Here is a 20,732-nt window from a genome sequence, read left to right on the forward strand (position 1 = left end):
CAAAGCTGCTTTATTGTAAATACGCATTTATCATCTCAACACTTGTTTTCAGAACATCTTTTCTCCTGACCTTAAATCATACTTTCTTAACTATGTATTTGTATTCATTGTTCATCTTCAACAATATAATCCTTTCATCAACCTTTCAACTTCAGTATTTACTATAACCCTTTTTAATCCTCTAAAGGGATATTACAATAGAATTTTTTATAAAGGACTTTCTTTTAAGTTCGCAATACTCACCTCGTTAAAAGCAGGCGAAGCTGAATCATTACATGTACAATTTTTTGATTTAAATGGGCTACCAGAAAAGATTAGCCCGTTCATTAAAAAGTTAATTCAACAGCAAGTCGTCTCTATTTAAATGTGAAAAAGAGACCTTTTGAAGGCCTCTTTTTTTCACTTCACTTCTGCATTTAAACAAGATTTAAAATGTCCAAGTGCATATTCATGCCCTTGCGCATTAAAAGATGCTACTGCTTTTTCATAAACGACAATTTGAAACCCTTTGTTATAAGCATCTACTGCTGTATGAAGGACGCAAATATCTGTACATACACCTACAAGATGCACTTCCCCTATTCCTCTTTCTCTTAGCTTCATTTCTAAATCCGTTCCTGCAAAAGCACTGTAACGTGTTTTGTCCATGTAATATACATTTTCAGCATTTTTATATTTTTCGTATACTTCTTGTAATTCACCGAATAAGTCTCTTCCATTTGTATCTGCTATATTATGAGGTGGAAACAATTTCGCTTCTGGATGATATACATCATTGTTTTCATGTTTATCGATCGCAAATACTACGTAATCACCTTTTTCAATAAATTGTTTCGTTACACTTACAAGTTCCTTCTCAATTTCTTGACCTGGTTTCCCGCATGTTAAAGCACCTTTTTCAGCTACAAAATCATATGTATAATCAATATTTATAAGAGCTCTTTTCATAACTACAATCTCTCCTTCTTCTGTTTCACAGTAAACAATAGAAAATTTGTTATTACGACATCGTATGTACTATTCGACATTTCAAATGAAATCCCTACATTTCCAAATCAATACTTACCTTAATCCGAGTTTATCATAAAGTGAAACTTTAATCATAGGGGGTTATTATCCTTCACCAATCGGGCTTTTACGGGCAGCCCGACTCCCACCTAACTAACTTCCTCGCATGTGCCGAATTTTCAGGTGGGGTTCTTATTGTCCGTTAAGGCGGGATAAAACCGATACACAATGACAAAACATACAGCTCCAATTAACAAGTCATGAATGTGATAATTGAGCGTAACTTCAACCGCCTCTTGTAAAGTAAACCAAATGACCGAAAACATTATAATAAATAAGAAAATACGAATAACTCGTTTCAAACTTTCAATCCCTTCCTCTTACATGATAGTAAAGAATAAGTTCTTCCTATTCATTCGTACTAGAAAGTGAAACAAATTATTCTCAACAACCTAATCCTATCCAAATTAAAAAGTACACTACCACTTTAAGTAATGTACTTTTTATCCATAATTAAGACGCAGGCTTTGTTTCAAACGTTGCTTGATTAAAGCTAATGACTTTTCCTTTCGGGTCATTGTTTTCAAACTGAGCTGCGGTAATCGTATGACTACCTGTCTCAAGCGTCTTTTCTTTTAATTGTACTGTTGTCTGTGTTGTACTAGTTACTTGATGTTTATCTGCAAATATTTGATCTACAAATACAAATGTTTCTTTATCATTTTGAAAATTGGAAAGTTCTAATTCGACTTGCTGAATTAAAGTATCCTTTTTTATGAATACAGTTGGTATATTGCCATTTTCAGAAGTACCATCTGGCGTAGTTACTTTTACTTTCCCTTCTCCGACTGGCACTGCTCCTTCAGGATATACGACCATATTCTCATCACTTGCATTTACAACTTGTTCTTCTTGATTTGACTGTGCATCTTCTTTTTCCTTTGGAGCACCACAGCCTACTAATAACAATACAGACAATCCAGCGATTATGAATTTCTTCAAAATTCATTCCCCCTGTTATTTCATTATAATTTATTATACAAAAATAACTTCTTGATTTTAAAACTAGTTTTTAACACTTTCATGAACAAATATTAGCTTGCTCACGATTACTGTACCATACTTTCATTTTAAGAACATTAATTTTTTAAAAGAAATAAATAGTAATTCCACTCTATTCATCATTTTAGCCCAAATCACTTAAAAAATATCCACTCAAAATAAAAAGACATTGCTATTTCAATGTCTTTTCCACATAACATTTAGAAAATAAATGTTGTAATCTCATCAACTTCTTTTCGAGAAAGTTTCTTCGGCTTATCTTTCGGAAACCCGAGTGAAATTACCATATTAATTTGTTTTTGAGGCTCAATTTGTAAATATTGTCGCAGTTCATCTTGAGCTAATAATACAGGTCCTGTCATTGGACAAGTACCCAGTCCTCTCGCATGTGCAGCCAACATTAAGTTTTGTGCTGCTAAACAGCTACTCTTAATTCCTTCCTCTTCCCATACTGAATCAGGAACGAAGGCAATTGGATCAAATATCTTTTCGCGAAACTTTGATTCATATGGTGTTGCCAAACATACGATTAATACTGGCGCCTCAGAGAAAGCTGTCGCATATGGACCGAAAGAACGTGTAAGTAATTTCCCTGCTTTCTCTTCTCCATTTTCTGCTGCTTTTGCTGCAAGTTTATGTAATGCATCCCATGTCATTTGTTCAATTTCTTTAATTTTCTCTCGGTTCATAATGACCAAGAACTCCCACGTTTGTGAGTTCGTATCACTCGGTGCATAACGAGCACAATCAATAATTTCTTTTATATCACTAGTGGATACTTCTTGTTCTGTAAACTTTCTAACACTTCGTCTACCGTGAATTACTTCTTTAAAATCTTCATAATTCATACATTAAATCCCCTTTTTACAGCGTTTTCAAAATTTGTCCTATGGTTGAATTATATCATGAAAAAAAGCTGGGGGAATACCAGCTTTTTTCCTCATTATTAATTTGTCACTTTAAACAAACTAATACTTTCTTCATATGCAGCTTGTAGTTTTTTCGTAATTGGTCCTCTTTCGCCACTTCCAAACTTCTCATCACCAATTTGAACAACAGGGAATATTTCAAGTGGTGTCGCTGTGAAAAAGCACTCATCGGATTCGTACACTTCCTGTAATGAAAATTCACGCTCTTCTACCTCTATATGTAACGCTTTCGCTAATGTAATAACGTAGTGACGAGTAATGCCATGTAAAATAAAATGATCGGCCGGATGTGTAATTAATTTATTATTTTTCACCATAAAGAAATTCGAATGACACCCCTCTGTTACAATTCCATCTCGCACCAATATCGCTTCTTGGTAGCCTTGTTCGTTTATTTTATTTTTAATCATGATATTAGGGAGCAGATTTAATGATTTTATATGGCAGAACTTCCAGCGTATATCCTCTTCGACAGTCACCTTTATTCCTTGTTCCATAGTAGCAGTAGGTCTTGGAAACGAAACGATATTCGCAAAATATGTTGGTTGTAAATCTTTTTCATACACATGATTTCGTGCTTGAGCACCACGTGATATTTGAAGATACACATTCCCATCTTCTTGAAATTGATTTCTTTCAATCATTTGATGTAACTCTTCCACTAACTCTTCTTTAGCAAACGGTGGAATTAGTTTTATTTCTTCCATAGAATTAAAAAATCGTTCCAAATGTAAATCCAATAAATGTGGCTTCCCATCATATAACCTAAAAACCTCATATATACCATCACCAAATTGAAAGCCCCTCTCCTCTAATGGGACCATCGGCTGTTCTTCCTTCGTATTCACAATTCTTCCGTTAAACAAAATCCAATCTTTATGAGTAGCTTTCATTCCTTCCCACTCCTTTATTCCATGATTGGTTTTATTGTACAACTTATCCACACTTAAAAGAAGGAATTTTCTGTATTTAACTAAATTAAAAAGTACATCACCTATTTAAAGTGATGCACTCAACCATTCATTTATTTCAGAAAATATTTTTCAATATCATCTAACATTAAATTTGCTGCTTTAATACCGCCTGCTGTATTCCAAATTACTTCATCCACTTGGAATACTTTATTGTCTTTTGAAGCTTGTAGCTGCTTAAAGAGTGGATCTTCTGTCCATTCTTTTGCTAACGTATTTCCTTCGTTATTCTTATCTGCATCTTTATCAGATGTAAAATAGAATATGTAGTCCCCATCCATATTCGGAATTTGCTCTTTTGTAATTCCTTTTATCGCAAATTCATCTTTATCTTGTAGTGGTGGTCGCTTAAATCCAACATCATTTAAAATAGCACCTGAGAATGAGTTTTTCTGATAAATCCGGACATCACCTGGTACGAAGCGAATAATAGAAACTGTAGAATTCAATTTATCTCCTAACTTCTCTTTCATTCCTTCAATACGTTTTTTATAATCTTCAAGAGCCTTTTGCCCTTCTTTTTCTTTATTTACAGCTTTTGTATAGAGTGTAAAGTTTTCCTTCCAATCCCCGCGCAATGTTTCAGCGTATACAGTTGGCGCTATTTCGTTCAATTGCTCATATATTTTTTCATGACGCATTTTATTCCCGATAATTAAATCCGGCTTAAGCTTCATAACTGCCTCTAAATTAATATCACGCTCAGTTCCTACAACTTTCGTATCTTTTAAATCTTTCGCTAAATGAGGATACCATTCATCACCAGCACGTGGTTTTGTAGTTCCAACTGGCGTTACTCCAACAGCTAAAAGTGCCTCCGCACCCTCATTTGTTAAAACAACTACTTTTTTAGGTGTACCATTTACTGTTGTTTCACCCATTGCATGCTTTACAGTATACGAATCTTTTGCTTTAGCTGATGGATCATTTCCTTTTTTCTCTTCTTTGCTACACCCTGCGATTATTACCATAAGTATCATAATGCATAACATAAATATTTTTTTACTATGTACCATATGTCCTCCTAGATGAAATTGATTATCATTAACAATTAAAGGTTAATGTATATTACATACATTGTCAATGTATATCAGAAAACTTTTTTAATATATACAATTTAGATTCTATCCGCTATTCAAATGTTTATTTTTAAAATAAAGTGTATAAGTATGAAAACAATAAACGTTCTTAAAATGCGTATCTACGTTATACATAAATACGCATTCATATTACATCATAAATTCATTTCCTAATATTGATTATATTTAATATATGATGGATCATTATACACCCACTGATTTCCACCAAGGTTCAACCAACCGTTTTGATTAATATATACTAAATAAGATTCCGGATTATTTAATTTACGAATAACTGAAGAAGATGTTGATGGACCACTTCTTAAATTCACATTTGTTCCTTGTATATATGCAACACCAATTGCGCTTCCATCACTATTGCTCGTCTTTACAAAATTAATATACGAAGGGTCATTATACACCCATTGTCCATTTCCTAAGTCTAACCATCCGTTACTTTCCTGATATACGACATACGATTCTGGGGCGTTTAGTTGACGAATAACTGAAGAAGATGTTGATGGGCCACTTCTTAAATTCACATTTTTCCCAAGTATATAGGCAATCCCCTTCGTTTGTGGTGTTGGCTGTGGGTTTGGAGGTTGTGGATTTGGAGGATTCGGATTTGGAGCTACTCCAAAAATAGCTGCTATTCCGTTTGCATACGCTTGGCTTAGATCTTCGATAAATTGTGGATTTTTCAATAAATTAGCATCAAACGTTGTATCAATAAAGGCAGTCTCTGTTAAAATTGCATCCATTGCAGTCTCTCTTAGTACCGCATAATTTGCTTTTTTGGCTCCTCGGTCACGAAGACCGTATTTTGTTAATACAGGATTGACTGCTGCATGCATTTTTTGTTGCTTTTCATATGCGGAACTACTATTAGATAGCGCGTTGTAAATATAACTTTCAAATCCAGTTCCACCACCACTATTAATGTGAAATGAGATAAAATAATCTGCACCAAATGAATTAGCAATATTAGCACGTTCTGATAAAGAGATAAACACATCACTATCACGTGTCATTTTAATATTGATTGGATAATTTGCAGATAAAATATCTCGCACACGTCTAGCAATTTGAAGTGTTAACTCTTTTTCCACTAACCCATTACCAACAGCACCAGAATCATATCCACCATGCCCTGCGTCTATAACAAGTTTCATATATCTTTTTCGTTCCTTTCTTTATTGTAATAAGCTTTCATTTCTACTCGTCCTATTTTATGTTAATTGTACAAGTTCCGTTACAAGTACAAATAAAAAAACCCCCTTATGTAAGGCGGTTTCTATCGCTTTGCTTTAGCCAATTTAAAATGAATATATACGATTGATAATGGATGTAACGTATGCAAAATAAAAGAAATAAAAGAAATATCCCACCGCCGCTATATAGCAACCCAAACTTCAAAAAGATGTTCAAAAGAGGTGGGAAATACGTTATGTTTTGCAATACAAATAGCATACAAAACAAAATTAAAAATACGGGAATGTATTGTAATTCATATGGTCTTCTCTTCTTATACATTCTTTTCCGAATAAAAGTCTGGCATAGTTCTGCTACTATAAAACAACCTCCAACTAATACAAGACCAGAAGTAATCGTCATACGTCCACCTACCTTATATTCATATCATCACCTAATCAATATTCACTATATTTTTTTTACATATATTCCATTTTCCTCAATAAAACCAGATCCCTCTATGAAAGATTTAGCTTGTTCAGTAAACATCTCTTGCAATACTTTTATTTCTTTCACATTTCTCTGTTTCATCATTTCTTCAAATGTAAAATACGTATTTGTCCCGTATCCATAACCTTGATAATCAAAATGAATAATTAACTGTGACAAAATAGCACTCTCTTCTTGAACGCTATAATCTATTACGCCAATATATGTATCATCAACTTTTACACAATACTGAACCTTTTTCTCATCTAAGCTGTGTGAGTGAAACATTTCTTTTACAGCGCTTTTATTTTCTGTATTTACTTTCTCAAACGTAATCATATGTTGTCCATCCTTTTACTATTATTGTATCAATAATAAATGCAATTTATGAAAAAAACCTTAAGATCGAATGCGACCTTAAGGTTTTTTATTAAACTAAGCTATACGCACGCTTTGTTTCTTCGTGGAACTTATTCGTATCGTATTTATGCTCAACATAAATTTGATGCCATACCATAAACGCAAGTACAGTCCAAATTTTACGGCTATAATCGCCTTTATCTGCACAATGTGCTTCCAGTAAGTTTAATACATACTGTTTTTCGATTAAATGCTCAGTTTTGCTTTCTTTAATAATATTTACAGCCCAATCGTGCATTTCATCTTTTAACCAGTGACGAATTGGTACTGGGAATCCAAGCTTTTTACGATCTAACACGTGATCCGGAACAATTCCACGAGCAGCTTCACGTAATATAGCTTTCGTTGTTCCGTTTGCAATTTTAAATTCTGTCGGAATTTTAGATGCAACGTCAAATACTTCTTTATCTAAGAACGGTACACGAAGTTCTAATGAATTTGCCATCGTCATTTTATCAGCTTTTAATAAAATATCGCCGCGTAACCATGTGAACATATCAATGTACTGCATTTTACTTACATCATCATAATCTTTAATTTCGTTATACAATGGTTTCGTGATATCCATATAGTTAACACTTTCATCGTAATACTTCATTAATTCAGCTTTCTCTTCTTCACGGAAGATTTTCGCATTTCCATAGTAACGCTCTTCGATTGGCGTACATCCACGCTCTAAGAAGCTTTTTCCTTTAAACCCTTCTTTAAGAGCACCACTTAATGCCTTTAGAACACTCTTTCCTGGGCTAGGAATGTAAGAGAACATTTTTAACGAGTTTGGCTCACGATAAATGTTATATCCACCAAACAACTCGTCTGCACCTTCACCAGAAAGAACAACCGTTACGTGTTTACGCGCTTCTTTCGCAACGAAATACAATGGTACAGCTGCTGGATCCGCTAAAGGATCATCCATATGCCAAATGATTTTTGGGAACTCATCCATAAATTCTTGAGCTGTAATGAATACGTTATGGTTTTTAACTCCTAATTTCTCAGCAGTTTCTTTCGCAACATCAACTTCACTGAAACCACGTTGTTCGAAACCAATAGAAAATGTTAATAGATTTGGATTCATTTCTCTTGCGATAGAAGCAATAATAGATGAATCGATACCACCAGATAAGAAAGAACCTACTGGTACATCACTACGCATATGTACTTTTACAGAATCGTATAATACATCGCGAATTGCTTGGATATGCTCCTCTTTCGTTGCGCTTGAAGCGTTGAAATAAGGATTCCAGTAGCGATGGATTTCCATCTCTTTACCGATTTCTTTTACGAAGTAATGACCAGGCTCAATTTTGTTAACATCAATTGTTAATGTTTCTGGCTCTGGACCATATTGGTACGTAAAGTAGTGTTGTAGTGACTTTGGGTTTACCCCTTTGTCTTCCATTACATGCATAATACTTTTCTTCTCAGATGCGAAGAATGTAGTATCACCTTGTTGTGCGATGTATAAAGGCTTAATACCGAAGTGGTCACGTGCACCGAAAAGTGTCTTTTCTTCACGATCCCAAATCATAAATGCGAACATACCACGAAGGTAGTCTACACATTTTTCTTTCATATGTGCATACAATGCAATGATAACTTCTGTATCAGATTGTGTAGCAAAAGTTGCACCTTTTTCAAGTAACATTTCACGTAGTTCTACATAATTGTAAATTTCACCATTAAAAATAATTACATATCGATCATTTTCATAAGTTAGCGGCTGATGTCCTGCCTCTAAGTCAATGATACTTAAACGGCGGAAGCCAAATTGTACATGTTCATCACGAAAATATCCTTCGTCATCTGGACCGCGGTGGAAAATCATCGTGTTCATATTTTCAAATTGATGTTTTTCTGTTTCTGAAAACTCTCTAGGGTTTTCACATAAACATCCTACAAAACCACACATACTTCTTACCCTCTTTCAGTTTTCATTCTGTCTCAATACTACTATATCAACCCTATTTATACTAGCATAATCAACTGAATATGGCGACCAAAAACTATAAAAAACTCACTCCATTTCACATTTTTAACATTTTTTTATGAAAACATGAAAACTAGGCACTCACCTTTCTCCGCTTTTGTCATATGATATTGCAAATTGATTTCTAGGAGGTAATACCATGAGTGAAGAAAAAAAAGATTCTTCTCGCCCACCGGTTCGTAATTATTTAAAACAAATTGATGATTTTTTCGAACAAACACCTCTTCGTGGCGTAATTGCTGATTTAAATCATTTTTTCCAAAAAGGAAACCGTTTATTAACATTCCCAGTAGATTTATACGAAGTTGGTGACGAACTCGTCGTTACAGCCGAACTACCAGGTATACAAAAAGAACAAATTCAAATTGAAATACAAAGCGAATACTTAAAAGTCTCTGTAAAAGAAGATATACTTGAAGCGACGGAAGAAGAACAGACATCTCATAACTATTATCGCCGAGAACGTTCCATTTCAGAAGCGTCAAGAATTATTAAGTTACCATATTTAATTAATAAAAAAGCAACGAAAGCTTCTTATCAAAACGGTGTATTAGAAATTCGCGCACCGAAATTACCACAACAGCATGACATATTATCCATAGACTGAATACTAATAAAAGAAGGGTGCTTAGCACCCTTCTTTTTAATCAGCTAATCGCTTCATATCACGTATAATATCTTCGTATGGCGTATTGCTAATGCCGCTATATTTTTTCATTACTTTTCCATTTTGATCGACTAAGAAAAATGATGTACCGTGTATTACTTGCCCATTCTCTGGTTTATCTACAAGCGATTGGAAGTTATCTTTTGAAAACTTTGTAATATCCTCCAGTGAATAACCTGTTAACAAGTTCCAATTACTTGTATCCTCTGTAAACTTTTGAATGAATGCTTTCAAATTTTCTGGTTTATCAAGTTCAGGGTCTACACTAAACGAAACAAACTGAACGTCTAATTTCTCTTCCTTAGCCATTTTCTGTAATTTCGCCATATTAGCAGTCATTGGCGGACAAACCGTTTGACAGCTTGTAAACATGAAATCAGCTACCCAGACTTTCCCTTTTAAATCTTTTGTACCAAACGGCTTTCCTTCTTGATTTGTAAATTGGAAAGTTTCTAAATCCCAGTTTAACGGTTTACGTAATTTTGACCCTGAACTGCTACAACCTGCAAGTACAAAGAGACAAAATACAACCATAAGACCAATTAACTTTTGATAACGCTTCATTATTAAACCTCTTTTCTCTATCCTTAATTTATGTAAGTTATGTATATCATAACAAAAGTAAACACTATGAGAAAATTGTTTACATCATTTGTTCACGAAATCGTACGAATTTACGTATGTTACTTCTTTATTTCAAGCGAATTACTAGACAAAATATATTTTACTACTATTATTTCTCTAACCATTATTTGCGAAACGAAGTTCATTGTTAAATTTGTAAATAAATCCACTTATTTTTTTACAATTACTTAAACATTAATCCATGTTAAACACTGTATTCCTTAACAACATTTCGGTACAATGCAACTACAACGATTTTAAATGAGGTGATGTTCATGGCAAAGCGCTATGAAAATATGGATAATGCAAGTACAAAAAAATCAATTCGCTCCTTCTTACGTTGGCGTAAAGAGAGAAAGCAAAACAAAAAAGACTTTTCTTTTCTAGTAGAACAATCACCTGTTAAACAAAGTAAATTTCTACTAAATAACTTTGAAAAAACGACTGTCACATGGATTGGTCATTCAACTTTTCTCATTCAAACGAACGGCTTAAATATTTTAACAGATCCAGTATGGGCAAATAAATTAAAGTTAGTTCCACGACTTACTGAGCCAGGGCTCACTATAAAAGAACTACCTAAAATCGATATCGTTCTTATTTCACACTGTCATTACGATCATTTAGACTTTTCATCTCTTCGTCAACTAAATGATGATGCCTTATACCTTGTTCCTATTGGGCTAAAAAAATTATTTACTCGTAAAAAATTCACCAATGTAGAAGAATACAACTGGTGGGAAAGTACAACAATTGATGAAGTCTCTTTTCACTTCGTACCTGCCCAGCACTGGACGAGAAGAACATTATTTGATATGAACACCTCTCACTGGGGAGGATGGATCATTGATAATATGACTTCTTCAGAAACCATTTATTTTTGTGGTGATAGTGGTTATTTCCAAGGATTTAAAGAGATCGGCAAACGTTTTTCAATCGATATTGCACTTATGCCAATTGGTGCCTATGAACCAGAATGGTTTATGAAAGTGTCTCACGTTTCACCAGAAGAAGCTGTGCAAGCCTATCTAGATATAAAAGCTACACATTTCATTCCCATGCACTACGGTACTTTTGCGCTAGCAGATGAAACGCCGAGGGAAGCTGTAACACGGCTTCGTAATAACTGGAATTTACGCATGCTACCGTGGGAACAACTTCATGTTCTCTTTTTGGGCCAAACTTTCACTTATAGCCCTATTGTCTCAGTTAAAGAACCAGTAAAAATCACAGAAACTTCTCATGTATAATAGTACTAATTTTTGCGAGTAATTTATCATATACTTTAAAAAATTGAAAAGGGTGTTTTCCATGAAAGATTATTTACAGACTCGCTATATAATTAGCGGTAGCGCCTGTATTGCCCTTCTCATTTATTATTTTCTGTCCTGAAATAATAAAAAAGCTACTTGAAAATTCATTTCAAGTAGCTTTTTTATTACTCTGCTAAATACATAAAACCAATTGCTCCTGGTCCTGTATGAGTACTGATAACTGGTGTTGTATAGAAAATCTCTGATTGAGTGAATCCATTCACTTTTTCAACAGCAGCTTTTACACTTTCTGCTAAAGGAATTGCTTTAGCATGTGGAATCGCAACAGCTTTCACTACTTTTCCAGCAGTATCTTCCTCGAATATTTTAGCCAATGTTTTTACAATCTGCCCTTGGCTACGTACTTTCGTTACCGGATTATATACGCCGCCTTCTAAACTTGCGATTGGTTTAATATTAAGTAAAGAACCAATAAGTGCCTTACCTTTACCGATGCGTCCACCTTTTACTAAGTTTTCTAATGTATCTACGACAACATATAAACGAGTATTCTTTCTTACTTCATCAATACGTTTTAAAATATCTTCTAGTGAGCATTCTTCTTTTGCCATTTTTGCCGCTTCAATTACTTGATATGCTAAAGCATGTGTAATAAATTGAGAATCAACAACTGTTACTTTTGTATCTGTCATTGATGCAGCGCTATTCGCTGTTGCGACAGTACCGCTCATTCCACCTGTCATATGAATGGAAAGTACTTCACTTCCATCTTCGCCTAGCTTGTCATACATTTCTACAAATGTACCCATAGCCGGTTGTGATGTTTTTGGTAATTCTTCTGATTTAATCATTTCTTCAATAAATTCATCCGGTTGTAAATCTACACGATCTAAGTATGTTTGTCCATTTACAGAAATAGATAATGGTAAAACATGAATATCATACTTCTCAATTATATCTTTTGATAAATCTGCCGTTGAATCTGTTACAATTTTAATTTTTTGCATATTATATTCTTCCCTTTCCAATACGCTCTCCCTGTTATTATACTAGCATTCCCGATGCTTTCAACAATTTCGAATGAATTTCACCAAATTAATTATATTTTTATACCTAAAATAAAAAAGACAGAGCCTATCTAACTCTGTCCCTGCTGTGTATTATGCATTCTTTTCAAGAGTATTTGTCTTATATACATTTGAATAATCATTCCACTTCAAACAACTTTGTAAATATTCACGGAAAGAGTACGAGAATCTTGGGTTTTTATGTTTTTGAATTTTCGCAATAAACAATTGAAGACGAGACTGAATTAGAAACGCTAATGGATGCTGTGTTTGTAGGACAGGGATTTCAAATATTTTAATACAATTTCCTGTTGCATGAGTGAAATAAAAACTTTTCGTAATCACAATATCAATCCTCTTTTTCGTTGGATTTTTGAACTTCCTCCACTTTATTCTTTAACACGTTTTTTAGTGTAGGTTTCCTATGAATACTAAAATATCCTTAAGCTGCCCCATTTAGAAGTTAATACTTCATTTATATCCACCTAATTCGAACCCTGTCCTATATATCCTTTGAGACGGGAGTCTTATTATCCATATATAGCTTGATAACTTCAGTATAAACTTATAAAAATGAAAAGTTTGTCTAAATTTTGGAGATTCTATAATTTTTTCCTTCTATATATTGTATACAATTATAGCTAGAGTATAACAAATAAATTAAAAAGTGCCTTTATAACGAGGCACTTTTCGACTGTATTTCTTCTCTTTTCTGTTTTCGTTTACTAACTATCTTTGATAAAGCGATACTGATTTCATAAATACAAATAAGCGGTACCGCTACTAAACTATGTGATAAAAAATCTGGCGGCGATATACATGATGCAATTATAATCAACACGACATAAGCATATCTTCTTATTTTTTGAAGAAATTCTGCAGTTAGAAGACCTATACTCGTTAAAAACATAACAACTACAGGTAATTCAAATATAACAGCAAACGGAACTGTTAAATTTAATACGAAATGAAAATATTTTTCCGTTGTAAACATCGTATTAAACATCTCATTACCAATTGTAGTTAGGAAATGAAATAAAAATGGCATGACGATAAAATAACCAAAAGATAGGCCTGCTATAAATAATATAGACAATACCGGTATATACATTAATGTCATTTTTTGTTCATTGGGATGTAAACCTGGTTTTACAAATAACCAAATTTGTATCGCAGCAAAAGGAATTGTACAAACGATAGCAAATACTGTAGCAATCGAGAAAAAAATCCACAACACATCACTTGGACCGAGAACAGTTAATTTCATTGGTAAATCTTTTACAAGCCAAAAATAAATATCCTTCGTAAAAGTAAATCCAATAATTAAAAATAATACAAAGGATAATACTGTATATATTACTCGTTTGCGAAGCTCAACAATATGTTCTACTACGCTCATTTCCCGATCTTCCATCTCGTTCACCACACTTTATTTATCCATTCCGAGAAAAACTTCAGCATATTCTTTTATTTATTTATTTTTTTCTTTCTCTTGAAATGCCTCATCAGTCAATTCTTTTGTTGATTTTTTAAATTCTTTTAACGTTTCCCCTAAAGCTTTCCCAATTTCCGGTAACTTTTTTGGGCCAAATAAAATTAACACTGCTACTAAAATTAAAATTAACCCTGGAAAGCCAATATTTGAAAACATTTCCCCATCCCCTTCATAAGTAGATTCCTTGTCCTACTATTCCATAAGTTCATTTTGTCAAAAAATTTCGTAAACGTCAATGTATCCGTTGTCTTTTGTCAAAAAAATTCGAAAATATAATCAATTGAATATCATTTTCTATTCCTTTTGTATATGATATGGTTAAGGAAAATATAACTTATCTCAATACAGTGAAAGGAATTAACATTATGACGCAAAAAATTAAAAGAATGACCCAATTTGTAAAAGAAGAAATTGCGAATGCAATTACCCATGGTATCGGTGCCATTTTAAGCATCCCTGCCTTAATCATATTAATTATTCATGCTTCCAAACATGGCACAGCATCTGCTGTTGTTGGCTTTACCGTTTATGGTGTAAGCATGTTCTTGCTATACTTATTTTCTACACTGTTACATAGTATCCATCATCCAAAAGTAGAAAAGTTATTTACCATTTTAGATCACTCCGCCATATATTTATTAATTGCCGGCACGTATACACCATTTCTACTCATTACACTGCGTGGCCCGCTCGGTTGGACTTTACTCGCAATTATTTGGACCCTTGCGATTGGGGGCATTATTTTCAAAATCTTCTTTGTTCGTCGCTTTATTAAAACATCAACATTATGTTATATCATTATGGGCTGGCTCATCATCGTTGCCATTAAACCCCTTTATGAAAATTTAACCGGTCACGGCTTCTCACTACTATTAATAGGCGGCATTTTGTATTCTGTGGGAGCTATATTCTTCCTTTGGGAAAAACTTCCGTTCAATCATGCCATTTGGCATCTCTTCGTACTAGGCGGTAGTACAATGATGTTTTTCTGCGTACTGTTTTATGTCTTACCCACAGCATAAAAAAAGTTTCAGCTTGTTTAAGCTGAAACTTTTTTTATTACTTATGTAATTGAGATGCAATAATATCTTTTGTATGCTGGGTTAACTCTTTAGCATCCATACTTGCATATTCTTCAGGTGTAATTGGCTTAGAAATTGTTAATGTTGCATGAGCTGGTTTCATACGATTTCCATTAGCCTCAAACATCTTATATGTACCATCTAAAGTTACTGGTAATATAGATACGCCAGATTTTAAAGCAAGGTGAAAACTCCCTGCTTTAAACTCACCAATTTCGCCACCCTTACTTCTCGTTCCCTCTGGAAAAATCACGATAGAATGCCCGCTCTTTAACAGTTCAATTCCATCTTTAATTGCCTTAAGAGATTGACGACGATCGCTGCGGTCCATAAACACACAATTCATTAGTTCCATCCATGTTGGCACAACCGGAAACTTTTTAATTTCCGCTTTTGAAACGAATCCAATTGGCTTATTTAAGTAACCTAGTAACACAGGAATATCCATATTACTTTGATGATTACTTACAACTAGCACCGGCTTGTCTTTCGGAACATTTTCAAGTCCCTTTACTTCTACAGTCGATCCAGTTACACCCACCATTTTCTTACCAAACCAGTTTGTTGTTTTATACACAACACTATCTTTTTCTTGCGGTGACATCGCATTTGCTTTTCTTTTTATACGCCACAACCTTGGTGTAATCGCAATTACGATTAAAATTAAATAAAAGATTTTAAAAAACGTTTGAATCATACAGAACCCCCACCTATTATCATTCCGACCTTCATTATACTAGACAAACGAAGGAAAAAGAAGAAAAAATGTCCAAACAACAAGTGTTTGGACATTTTGAAGTTTTCTATATTAGAAACGTTTTGCTAATTCGCGTGCATTTACAATTGCTGCTTCTTTAATGTCTTGTGCTTTTTCAGGATTTGCATTCATTCCTTCAACTGCAATATATTCAGTGTCTGATACACCCATGAATCCTAATACCGCATTTAAGTGATTGCGACCGAAGTCCATAGATGCGTATGCTCCTTCAGAGTAAACGCCGCCTGTAGCTTGAATATGAAGTGCTTTTTTGCCTTCTAGTAAGCCAACTGGACCATTTTCAGTATATTTGAATGTTTTACCTGCGATTGATAAGTTATCTAAGTATGCTTTCACTACTGCTGGGTAGCTGAAGTTCCACATTGGAGTCACGAATACATAACGATCTGCATGCATAAATGTTTCTAAGTTATTGTTCATTGCTGCAACTTTTTGTTGCTGATTTTCACTTAAAGTTTCGAATCCTTCGCCTGCTGCAAATTTCCCCCAAGCAGCGAATACGTCTGCATCGATTGCTGGTACAGTTGTATTGAATAAATCAATTGTTACAACTTCGTCTTGTGGATGTTCGTTTTTATATGCTTCGATAAAAGCTTCTCCTACTGCCATACCGAAAGAACCTTCTGCTGAATTTGGATTTGCTGTAATAAATAGTACTTTTGTCATTGTATTAGCTCCCTTTTACACATTTTATCTTTAATTTGAGATTTATAATTTTAAAGTAAACAACTTACCTTATGTAAGTATAATACAAAAAGTTATGTTTGATGTCAATAAAAAATAGCTACTTTTTTTTCGTAAGTTAATGATTTATTTTGTTCCTTTAAAATTCAGTATATAGATATTTAGAATTCCTCATGCAAAAAGGCTATCTCTATACACTATAGAGATAGCCTTTTATTACATATTATTTTTGAAAAACATGTTTCACTTTTTCAGCTGGAATATTACTTCCACCTCTACCTTTTACATCTTCAATCATCATTGTAATGACCATATCAGGTGAATTTAAATCAAACGCAGCAAACCAACCTAGTTCTTTTCCTTCTGCCTCTTTTGATACTTTTAATTCTGCTGTTCCTGTTTTACCAGCAAGGGTCATACCATCAATTTTCGCAATTTTCCCCGTACCATCTGGATCGTTAATTACTTTCGTTAAAGCCGTTTTCAATATATCTTGATTTTCTTTAGAAATCACGTTCTCTTTCCAAGCTTTTGGTTGTTTATCTGTTTTAATAAGATATGGCGATGGAATCGTTCCATCATTTACAATCGGTGCATACGTTAAAGCTAAATGAAGAGGAGTCATTAAGACTTGTCCTTGTCCATATCCTGTATCTGCCATTTGAATATCATTTTTTATGCCATCATTTGCGATTTTAGAAGCTGGGAATCCGTATTCAATTGGTAATTTCTCATCAAATCCGAATTTTTTCGCCTCAGCCATAAATTTATCTTTTCCAATTTTCAAAGCTTCTTGTGCGAAATAAATATTATCCGAGTATTTCATTGCCTTATCAAAATCAATCGGATTTGCATCTTTTACACGTGTTACGTAATAATTGCCCCAAGAAGAATCTTTCGTCCATTTCAGTCCTTCAATTTTCAATTCTTCTTTTGGATCGATTGTTTTTGTTTCAAGACCAATTGCACCTGTAATTGGCTTAAATACAGAACCTGGTACCGATAATTGTGTAAATCGATTCGTCATCGGTTTTTTCGGGTCATTATTCCAAGCCTCGCGCTGTGCTTTTGATGTTCCTCGTGCAATTAAATTAGGATTATAAGCTGGACTACTTACAAGAGCAATTGTTTCTCCACTTTTCGGATTAATTGCCGCACTTGAACCAGCTTCTCCTTTCATTTCATTATACGTTTTTTCTTGAACAACACTATCGATAGTTAAAGTTACATTTTCTCCATCAACAGCATCTGTTTTCGCTAAATTTTTAATTTCTTTTCCTTGTGCATCCTCCATGAAGACACGGCCACCTTTTTTCCCGCGTAGCTGTTCTTCCAATACTTGCTCTAATCCAGCTTTACCAACTGGATCATCGGCTTGATAGCCTTTCTTTTGAAGCGTTTTTAAATCTTCTGCATTTACTTTTCCGATATAACCAGTAAGATGCGCTGCTGCTTCCCCTAACGGATATGTACGAACATTTACAGGTTTTGCTGCAACACCAGGTAAATCGATGTACGTATTTTGCGTTGCTCCCTCAGGCAAAATTCCAATTGGTACGAGATACCCTGGTTTTACCCATTTCGCAGCTAGTTTTTGATCAATCTCTTCTACAGACATATTTAACAACTTCGCTACTGCTTCTTTCGTTTGCGGAGCAGTTTCATCTAATTTTTCTGGAATAATTCCAATCTCAGAAGCTTTCCCATTCGTCGCAAGACCTTTTCCATTACGATCGTAAACTTCACCACGTTTTGGTTGTGTTGCCTGCATACGCACTTTACTATCTTTTGTCATGCCAGGGAAAATGAAATCAGGAGTCCAATCTATTTTCCAAGATTCTTTATCTCCATCTTTTTCTTTCACCATTTTTGCTTCATGACCAAAAGTGATTTTACCACCAACTGTATCCATGCTTACTTTAAAAGGAACAGGGCCTTCATCTTTTTTATCTTCTTTTACTTCCCCTGTTTCTACCTTTAAGTCTTTCACTTCAATACCAGAATAAATTTTTTCATATTTCTCAGTAAACTCTTTCTTTGAAATATCTTTTTTTGCATTTTCTGATAATTGATCGTACATATCTGCAAATTTTTGTTTATTCCATGCTTTTACATATGTATCAAACGCTTCTTGTGGTTTTTCTTCTTTACCACATCCAACTAACATGAATGTTAAGCAAAGAAAAAGAATCCCCCATATTTTTCTCAACTGATTCTCCTCCTCTTTCTATATTAATACTTTTGAAAATTTCAGCATTTTTCACATGCTACCTTTCATTATAGCACTATTGAATATCATCTATAAACTTACATTTATAAATACAAATAAAAAAATTGATGCGAATACTCACATCAATTTTTATTATTATTGTTGTTTCTCGTATACATGGTAATAATACGTATACGGATTTTTTTCATCCGTTAAACCTTTTTCTACAAAAATCTCTTTCCAATTTGTCATATCCATTTCTGGGAAGAATGTGTCTCCTTCAAATGCATGGTGGATTTTTGTTATATATAACTTGTCTACATAAGGTAAAAAGAGATCATAAATTTGCGCTCCGCCAAAAATAAAAATCTCTTCTTCATTTTTACATAGTTCAAACACTTCTTCTACAGTATGAGCTACTTCGCAGCCTTCTACATGATACCCTTCATTACGAGTTACAATAATATTACGTCTTCCAGGCAATGGTCTACCAATTGCTTCATAGTTCTTTCTCCCCATAATAAGTGGGTGACCCATCGTCGTTTTCTTTACATACTGTAATTCACTCGGTAAACGCCAAGGTAAGTTATTATCTTTACCAATTACTCTATTCTCGTCCATTGCGACCATAAATGAAACAATCATCTTGTCATCTCCTCTACAATTACACTGCAACCGGTGCTTTAATCGCTGGGTGTGGATCATATCCTTCAATCGTTAAATCTTCCATCTCAAAATCAAACACAGATTTCACATCTGGATTTAATGTAAGTTTAGGGAACGGGCGTGGTTCACGTGCCAACTGCTTTTCGACTTGTTCAAAATGATTTGTATAAATATGTGCATCACCAATTGTATGAACAAACTCTCCTACTTCAAGACCACATTCATGTGCTATTAAATGTGTTAGAAGTGAATAGCTTGCAATGTTAAATGGAATGCCAAGGAATATGTCACCGCTTCTCTGATATAACTGACAAGAAAGCTTTCCATCTGCTACATAAAACTGGAATAGCGTATGACAAGGCGGTAAAGCCATACTTGGTACATCTTCAGGATTCCAAGCAGAAACAATTAGCCGGCGTGAATCTGGTGTTTTCTTAATCATTTCAATTACATCTTTTAATTGATCAAGTGTCTCACCAGCTGTCGTTTTCCAAGCACGCCACTGCTTTCCGTATACGTCTCCTAAATATCCAAATTTCGTTGAGAATTCATCGTCTTCTAAAACGTTCTTTTTAAACAATTCCATTTGCTCATCGTATCGCTTCTTAAATTCCTCATCTTGTTGTGAGCGAAGACCGAAATCTGTCATATCAGGGCCAGTATACTCATCGCTTTCTACCCAGCTCTTAAACGCCCATTCATTCCAAATATTATTATTATGTTGCAATAAATAGCGAATGTTTGTATCACCTTTCATAAACCAAAGCAGTTCACTTGCTACAAGGCGAAACGGGACTCTCTTTGTCGTTAATAAAGGAAATCCTTTACTCAGATCAAAACGCATTTGATATCCAAATACAGATACAGTTCCTGTCCCTGTACGATCTTCTTTCTTCGTACCGTGCTCCATTACATGGCGGCATAAATTTAAGTATTCATATTCAGCATGTTTCATATGTAGGAAAACCTTCTTTCAATCTTATATGAAATTTATCATAACATGAAAAACAATAAATTTAATAATCTTGATAAATAAAAATTATTTCA

The 20,732-nt window shown here is 34.1% G+C and carries 23 protein-coding genes and 1 pseudogene; 4 read left to right on the forward strand and 20 right to left on the reverse strand.

The window, feature by feature from the left end; all coding sequences use genetic code 11:
• Nucleotides 1-244: 244 nt before the first annotated feature.
• Nucleotides 245-364 (forward strand): annotated as a pseudogene (locus tag ABH957_RS18810) (NUDIX hydrolase); the annotation flags it as partial.
• A gap of 35 nt (nt 365-399) precedes the next feature.
• On the opposite strand, the gene ABH957_RS18815 reads toward ABH957_RS18810, so the two are convergent.
• The 10 genes from ABH957_RS18815 to asnB form a co-directional block, all read right to left on the reverse strand.
• Nucleotides 400-948 (reverse strand): cysteine hydrolase family protein, encoded by a 549-nt coding sequence (locus tag ABH957_RS18815; protein ID WP_002141638.1) that lies wholly within the window; start codon nt 946-948, stop codon nt 400-402.
• A 239-nt stretch (nt 949-1,187) separates the two neighbouring features.
• Entirely contained in the window at nt 1,188-1,370 is a 183-nt protein-coding gene (locus ABH957_RS18820; RefSeq protein ID WP_235713853.1) for a hypothetical protein, read from the reverse strand.
• 151 nt (nt 1,371-1,521) lie between these two features.
• Nucleotides 1,522-2,010 carry a putative periplasmic lipoprotein gene (locus ABH957_RS18825; protein ID WP_002141637.1) on the reverse strand — a complete coding sequence of 163 codons (489 nt, stop codon included), beginning with the start codon at nt 2,008-2,010 and terminating at the stop codon, nt 1,522-1,524.
• Nucleotides 2,011-2,270: 260 nt separating this feature from the next.
• Nucleotides 2,271-2,918, reverse strand: a complete 648-nt coding sequence (locus ABH957_RS18830; RefSeq protein WP_002012699.1) for a nitroreductase family protein — start codon at nt 2,916-2,918, stop codon at nt 2,271-2,273.
• 98 nt (nt 2,919-3,016) lie between these two features.
• Nucleotides 3,017-3,892 (reverse strand): D-amino-acid transaminase, encoded by an 876-nt coding sequence (gene dat, locus ABH957_RS18835; RefSeq protein WP_002189501.1) that lies wholly within the window; start codon nt 3,890-3,892, stop codon nt 3,017-3,019.
• A gap of 131 nt (nt 3,893-4,023) precedes the next feature.
• Nucleotides 4,024-4,986 carry an ABC transporter substrate-binding protein gene (locus ABH957_RS18840; RefSeq protein ID WP_002189500.1) on the reverse strand — a complete coding sequence of 321 codons (963 nt, stop codon included), beginning with the start codon at nt 4,984-4,986 and terminating at the stop codon, nt 4,024-4,026.
• A gap of 233 nt (nt 4,987-5,219) precedes the next feature.
• A complete protein-coding gene (locus ABH957_RS18845) occupies nt 5,220-6,221 on the reverse strand; it encodes an N-acetylmuramoyl-L-alanine amidase (RefSeq protein WP_404442986.1) in 1,002 nt (333 codons plus the stop codon).
• A 106-nt stretch (nt 6,222-6,327) separates the two neighbouring features.
• Nucleotides 6,328-6,663: a hypothetical protein gene (locus ABH957_RS18850; RefSeq protein ID WP_012260872.1), complete on the reverse strand. Its 336-nt coding sequence runs from the start codon at nt 6,661-6,663 to the stop codon at nt 6,328-6,330.
• 45 nt (nt 6,664-6,708) lie between these two features.
• Complete coding sequence (locus ABH957_RS18855; RefSeq protein WP_088039316.1) at nt 6,709-7,068, reverse strand: GNAT family N-acetyltransferase; 360 nt, start codon at nt 7,066-7,068, stop codon at nt 6,709-6,711.
• Nucleotides 7,069-7,159: 91 nt separating this feature from the next.
• Nucleotides 7,160-9,061 carry an asparagine synthase (glutamine-hydrolyzing) gene (asnB, locus tag ABH957_RS18860; protein ID WP_002012706.1) on the reverse strand — a complete coding sequence of 634 codons (1,902 nt, stop codon included), beginning with the start codon at nt 9,059-9,061 and terminating at the stop codon, nt 7,160-7,162.
• 217 nt (nt 9,062-9,278) lie between these two features.
• On the opposite strand from asnB, the gene ABH957_RS18865 reads away from it, so the two are divergent.
• Nucleotides 9,279-9,746: an Hsp20/alpha crystallin family protein gene (locus ABH957_RS18865; protein ID WP_404442993.1), complete on the forward strand. Its 468-nt coding sequence runs from the start codon at nt 9,279-9,281 to the stop codon at nt 9,744-9,746.
• A 36-nt stretch (nt 9,747-9,782) separates the two neighbouring features.
• Here the strand turns inward: ABH957_RS18865 and ABH957_RS18870 are convergent, their stop codons facing one another.
• Nucleotides 9,783-10,370 (reverse strand): SCO family protein, encoded by a 588-nt coding sequence (locus ABH957_RS18870; RefSeq protein ID WP_002012710.1) that lies wholly within the window; start codon nt 10,368-10,370, stop codon nt 9,783-9,785.
• Nucleotides 10,371-10,705: 335 nt separating this feature from the next.
• Between ABH957_RS18870 and ABH957_RS18875 the strand changes: the two genes are divergently transcribed.
• Nucleotides 10,706-11,680 carry an MBL fold metallo-hydrolase gene (locus tag ABH957_RS18875; RefSeq protein ID WP_404511997.1) on the forward strand — a complete coding sequence of 325 codons (975 nt, stop codon included), beginning with the start codon at nt 10,706-10,708 and terminating at the stop codon, nt 11,678-11,680.
• Nucleotides 11,681-11,868: 188 nt separating this feature from the next.
• Here ABH957_RS18875 and ABH957_RS18880 read toward each other — a convergent pair whose 3' ends face one another.
• The 4 genes from ABH957_RS18880 to ABH957_RS18895 all read right to left on the reverse strand — a co-directional run bounded on the left by ABH957_RS18880 (nt 11,869) and on the right by ABH957_RS18895 (nt 14,422).
• Entirely contained in the window at nt 11,869-12,711 is an 843-nt protein-coding gene (locus ABH957_RS18880; protein ID WP_033733157.1) for a DegV family protein, read from the reverse strand.
• 153 nt (nt 12,712-12,864) lie between these two features.
• Nucleotides 12,865-13,116 carry a DUF2535 family protein gene (locus ABH957_RS18885; protein ID WP_002012715.1) on the reverse strand — a complete coding sequence of 84 codons (252 nt, stop codon included), beginning with the start codon at nt 13,114-13,116 and terminating at the stop codon, nt 12,865-12,867.
• Nucleotides 13,117-13,444: 328 nt separating this feature from the next.
• Nucleotides 13,445-14,185 (reverse strand): twin-arginine translocase subunit TatC, encoded by a 741-nt coding sequence (gene tatC / locus ABH957_RS18890; RefSeq protein WP_033708120.1) that lies wholly within the window; start codon nt 14,183-14,185, stop codon nt 13,445-13,447.
• A 57-nt stretch (nt 14,186-14,242) separates the two neighbouring features.
• Nucleotides 14,243-14,422, reverse strand: coding sequence for a twin-arginine translocase TatA/TatE family subunit (locus ABH957_RS18895; RefSeq protein WP_002012719.1), 180 nt, complete (start codon nt 14,420-14,422; stop codon nt 14,243-14,245).
• Nucleotides 14,423-14,631: 209 nt separating this feature from the next.
• On the opposite strand from ABH957_RS18895, the gene trhA reads away from it, so the two are divergent.
• Nucleotides 14,632-15,288: a PAQR family membrane homeostasis protein TrhA gene (gene trhA / locus ABH957_RS18900; RefSeq protein ID WP_002189496.1), complete on the forward strand. Its 657-nt coding sequence runs from the start codon at nt 14,632-14,634 to the stop codon at nt 15,286-15,288.
• 37 nt (nt 15,289-15,325) lie between these two features.
• On the opposite strand, the gene ABH957_RS18905 is transcribed toward trhA, so the two are convergent.
• The 5 genes from ABH957_RS18905 to ABH957_RS18925 all read right to left on the reverse strand — a co-directional run bounded on the left by ABH957_RS18905 (nt 15,326) and on the right by ABH957_RS18925 (nt 20,640).
• Nucleotides 15,326-16,045: a lysophospholipid acyltransferase family protein gene (locus ABH957_RS18905; RefSeq protein WP_404511999.1), complete on the reverse strand. Its 720-nt coding sequence runs from the start codon at nt 16,043-16,045 to the stop codon at nt 15,326-15,328.
• Nucleotides 16,046-16,156: 111 nt separating this feature from the next.
• Nucleotides 16,157-16,792, reverse strand: a complete 636-nt coding sequence (locus ABH957_RS18910; RefSeq protein WP_002012622.1) for an FMN-dependent NADH-azoreductase — start codon at nt 16,790-16,792, stop codon at nt 16,157-16,159.
• Between the two features lie 241 nt (nt 16,793-17,033).
• The gene (pbpC, locus tag ABH957_RS18915; protein WP_309514844.1) at nt 17,034-19,019 is read right to left on the reverse strand and encodes a penicillin-binding protein 3; all 1,986 of its coding nucleotides are present in this window, start codon (nt 19,017-19,019) and stop codon (nt 17,034-17,036) included.
• 156 nt (nt 19,020-19,175) lie between these two features.
• Nucleotides 19,176-19,664 carry a dihydrofolate reductase gene (locus tag ABH957_RS18920; RefSeq protein WP_000637202.1) on the reverse strand — a complete coding sequence of 163 codons (489 nt, stop codon included), beginning with the start codon at nt 19,662-19,664 and terminating at the stop codon, nt 19,176-19,178.
• A gap of 19 nt (nt 19,665-19,683) precedes the next feature.
• Complete coding sequence (locus ABH957_RS18925) at nt 19,684-20,640, reverse strand: thymidylate synthase (RefSeq protein ID WP_002065184.1); 957 nt, start codon at nt 20,638-20,640, stop codon at nt 19,684-19,686.
• Between the last annotated feature and the right edge of the window lie 92 nt (nt 20,641-20,732).

It is taken from the genome of Bacillus sp. RC242, assembly GCF_044908245.1.
Lineage (GTDB): Bacteria > Bacillota > Bacilli > Bacillales > Bacillaceae_G > Bacillus_A > Bacillus_A mycoides.

Coding starts and splice junctions, on each gene's coding strand:
- ABH957_RS18815 (WP_002141638.1), bottom strand. CDS start 948: ATGAAAAGAGCTCTTATAAATATTGATTATACATATGATTTTGTAGCT.
- ABH957_RS18830 (WP_002012699.1), bottom strand. CDS start 2,918: ATGAATTATGAAGATTTTAAAGAAGTAATTCACGGTAGACGAAGTGTT.
- dat (WP_002189501.1), bottom strand. CDS start 3,892: ATGAAAGCTACTCATAAAGATTGGATTTTGTTTAACGGAAGAATTGTG.
- ABH957_RS18840 (WP_002189500.1), bottom strand. CDS start 4,986: ATGGTACATAGTAAAAAAATATTTATGTTATGCATTATGATACTTATG.
- ABH957_RS18845 (WP_404442986.1), bottom strand. CDS start 6,221: ATGAAACTTGTTATAGACGCAGGGCATGGTGGATATGATTCTGGTGCT.
- ABH957_RS18850 (WP_012260872.1), bottom strand. CDS start 6,663: ATGACGATTACTTCTGGTCTTGTATTAGTTGGAGGTTGTTTTATAGTA.
- ABH957_RS18855 (WP_088039316.1), bottom strand. CDS start 7,068: ATGATTACGTTTGAGAAAGTAAATACAGAAAATAAAAGCGCTGTAAAA.
- asnB (WP_002012706.1), bottom strand. CDS start 9,061: ATGTGTGGTTTTGTAGGATGTTTATGTGAAAACCCTAGAGAGTTTTCA.
- ABH957_RS18865 (WP_404442993.1), top strand. CDS start 9,279: ATGAGTGAAGAAAAAAAAGATTCTTCTCGCCCACCGGTTCGTAATTAT.
- ABH957_RS18870 (WP_002012710.1), bottom strand. CDS start 10,370: ATGAAGCGTTATCAAAAGTTAATTGGTCTTATGGTTGTATTTTGTCTC.
- ABH957_RS18875 (WP_404511997.1), top strand. CDS start 10,706: ATGGCAAAGCGCTATGAAAATATGGATAATGCAAGTACAAAAAAATCA.
- ABH957_RS18880 (WP_033733157.1), bottom strand. CDS start 12,711: ATGCAAAAAATTAAAATTGTAACAGATTCAACGGCAGATTTATCAAAA.
- tatC (WP_033708120.1), bottom strand. CDS start 14,185: ATGGAAGATCGGGAAATGAGCGTAGTAGAACATATTGTTGAGCTTCGC.
- ABH957_RS18895 (WP_002012719.1), bottom strand. CDS start 14,422: ATGTTTTCAAATATTGGCTTTCCAGGGTTAATTTTAATTTTAGTAGCA.
- trhA (WP_002189496.1), top strand. CDS start 14,632: ATGACGCAAAAAATTAAAAGAATGACCCAATTTGTAAAAGAAGAAATT.
- ABH957_RS18905 (WP_404511999.1), bottom strand. CDS start 16,045: ATGATTCAAACGTTTTTTAAAATCTTTTATTTAATTTTAATCGTAATT.
- ABH957_RS18910 (WP_002012622.1), bottom strand. CDS start 16,792: ATGACAAAAGTACTATTTATTACAGCAAATCCAAATTCAGCAGAAGGT.
- ABH957_RS18920 (WP_000637202.1), bottom strand. CDS start 19,664: ATGATTGTTTCATTTATGGTCGCAATGGACGAGAATAGAGTAATTGGT.
- ABH957_RS18925 (WP_002065184.1), bottom strand. CDS start 20,640: ATGAAACATGCTGAATATGAATACTTAAATTTATGCCGCCATGTAATG.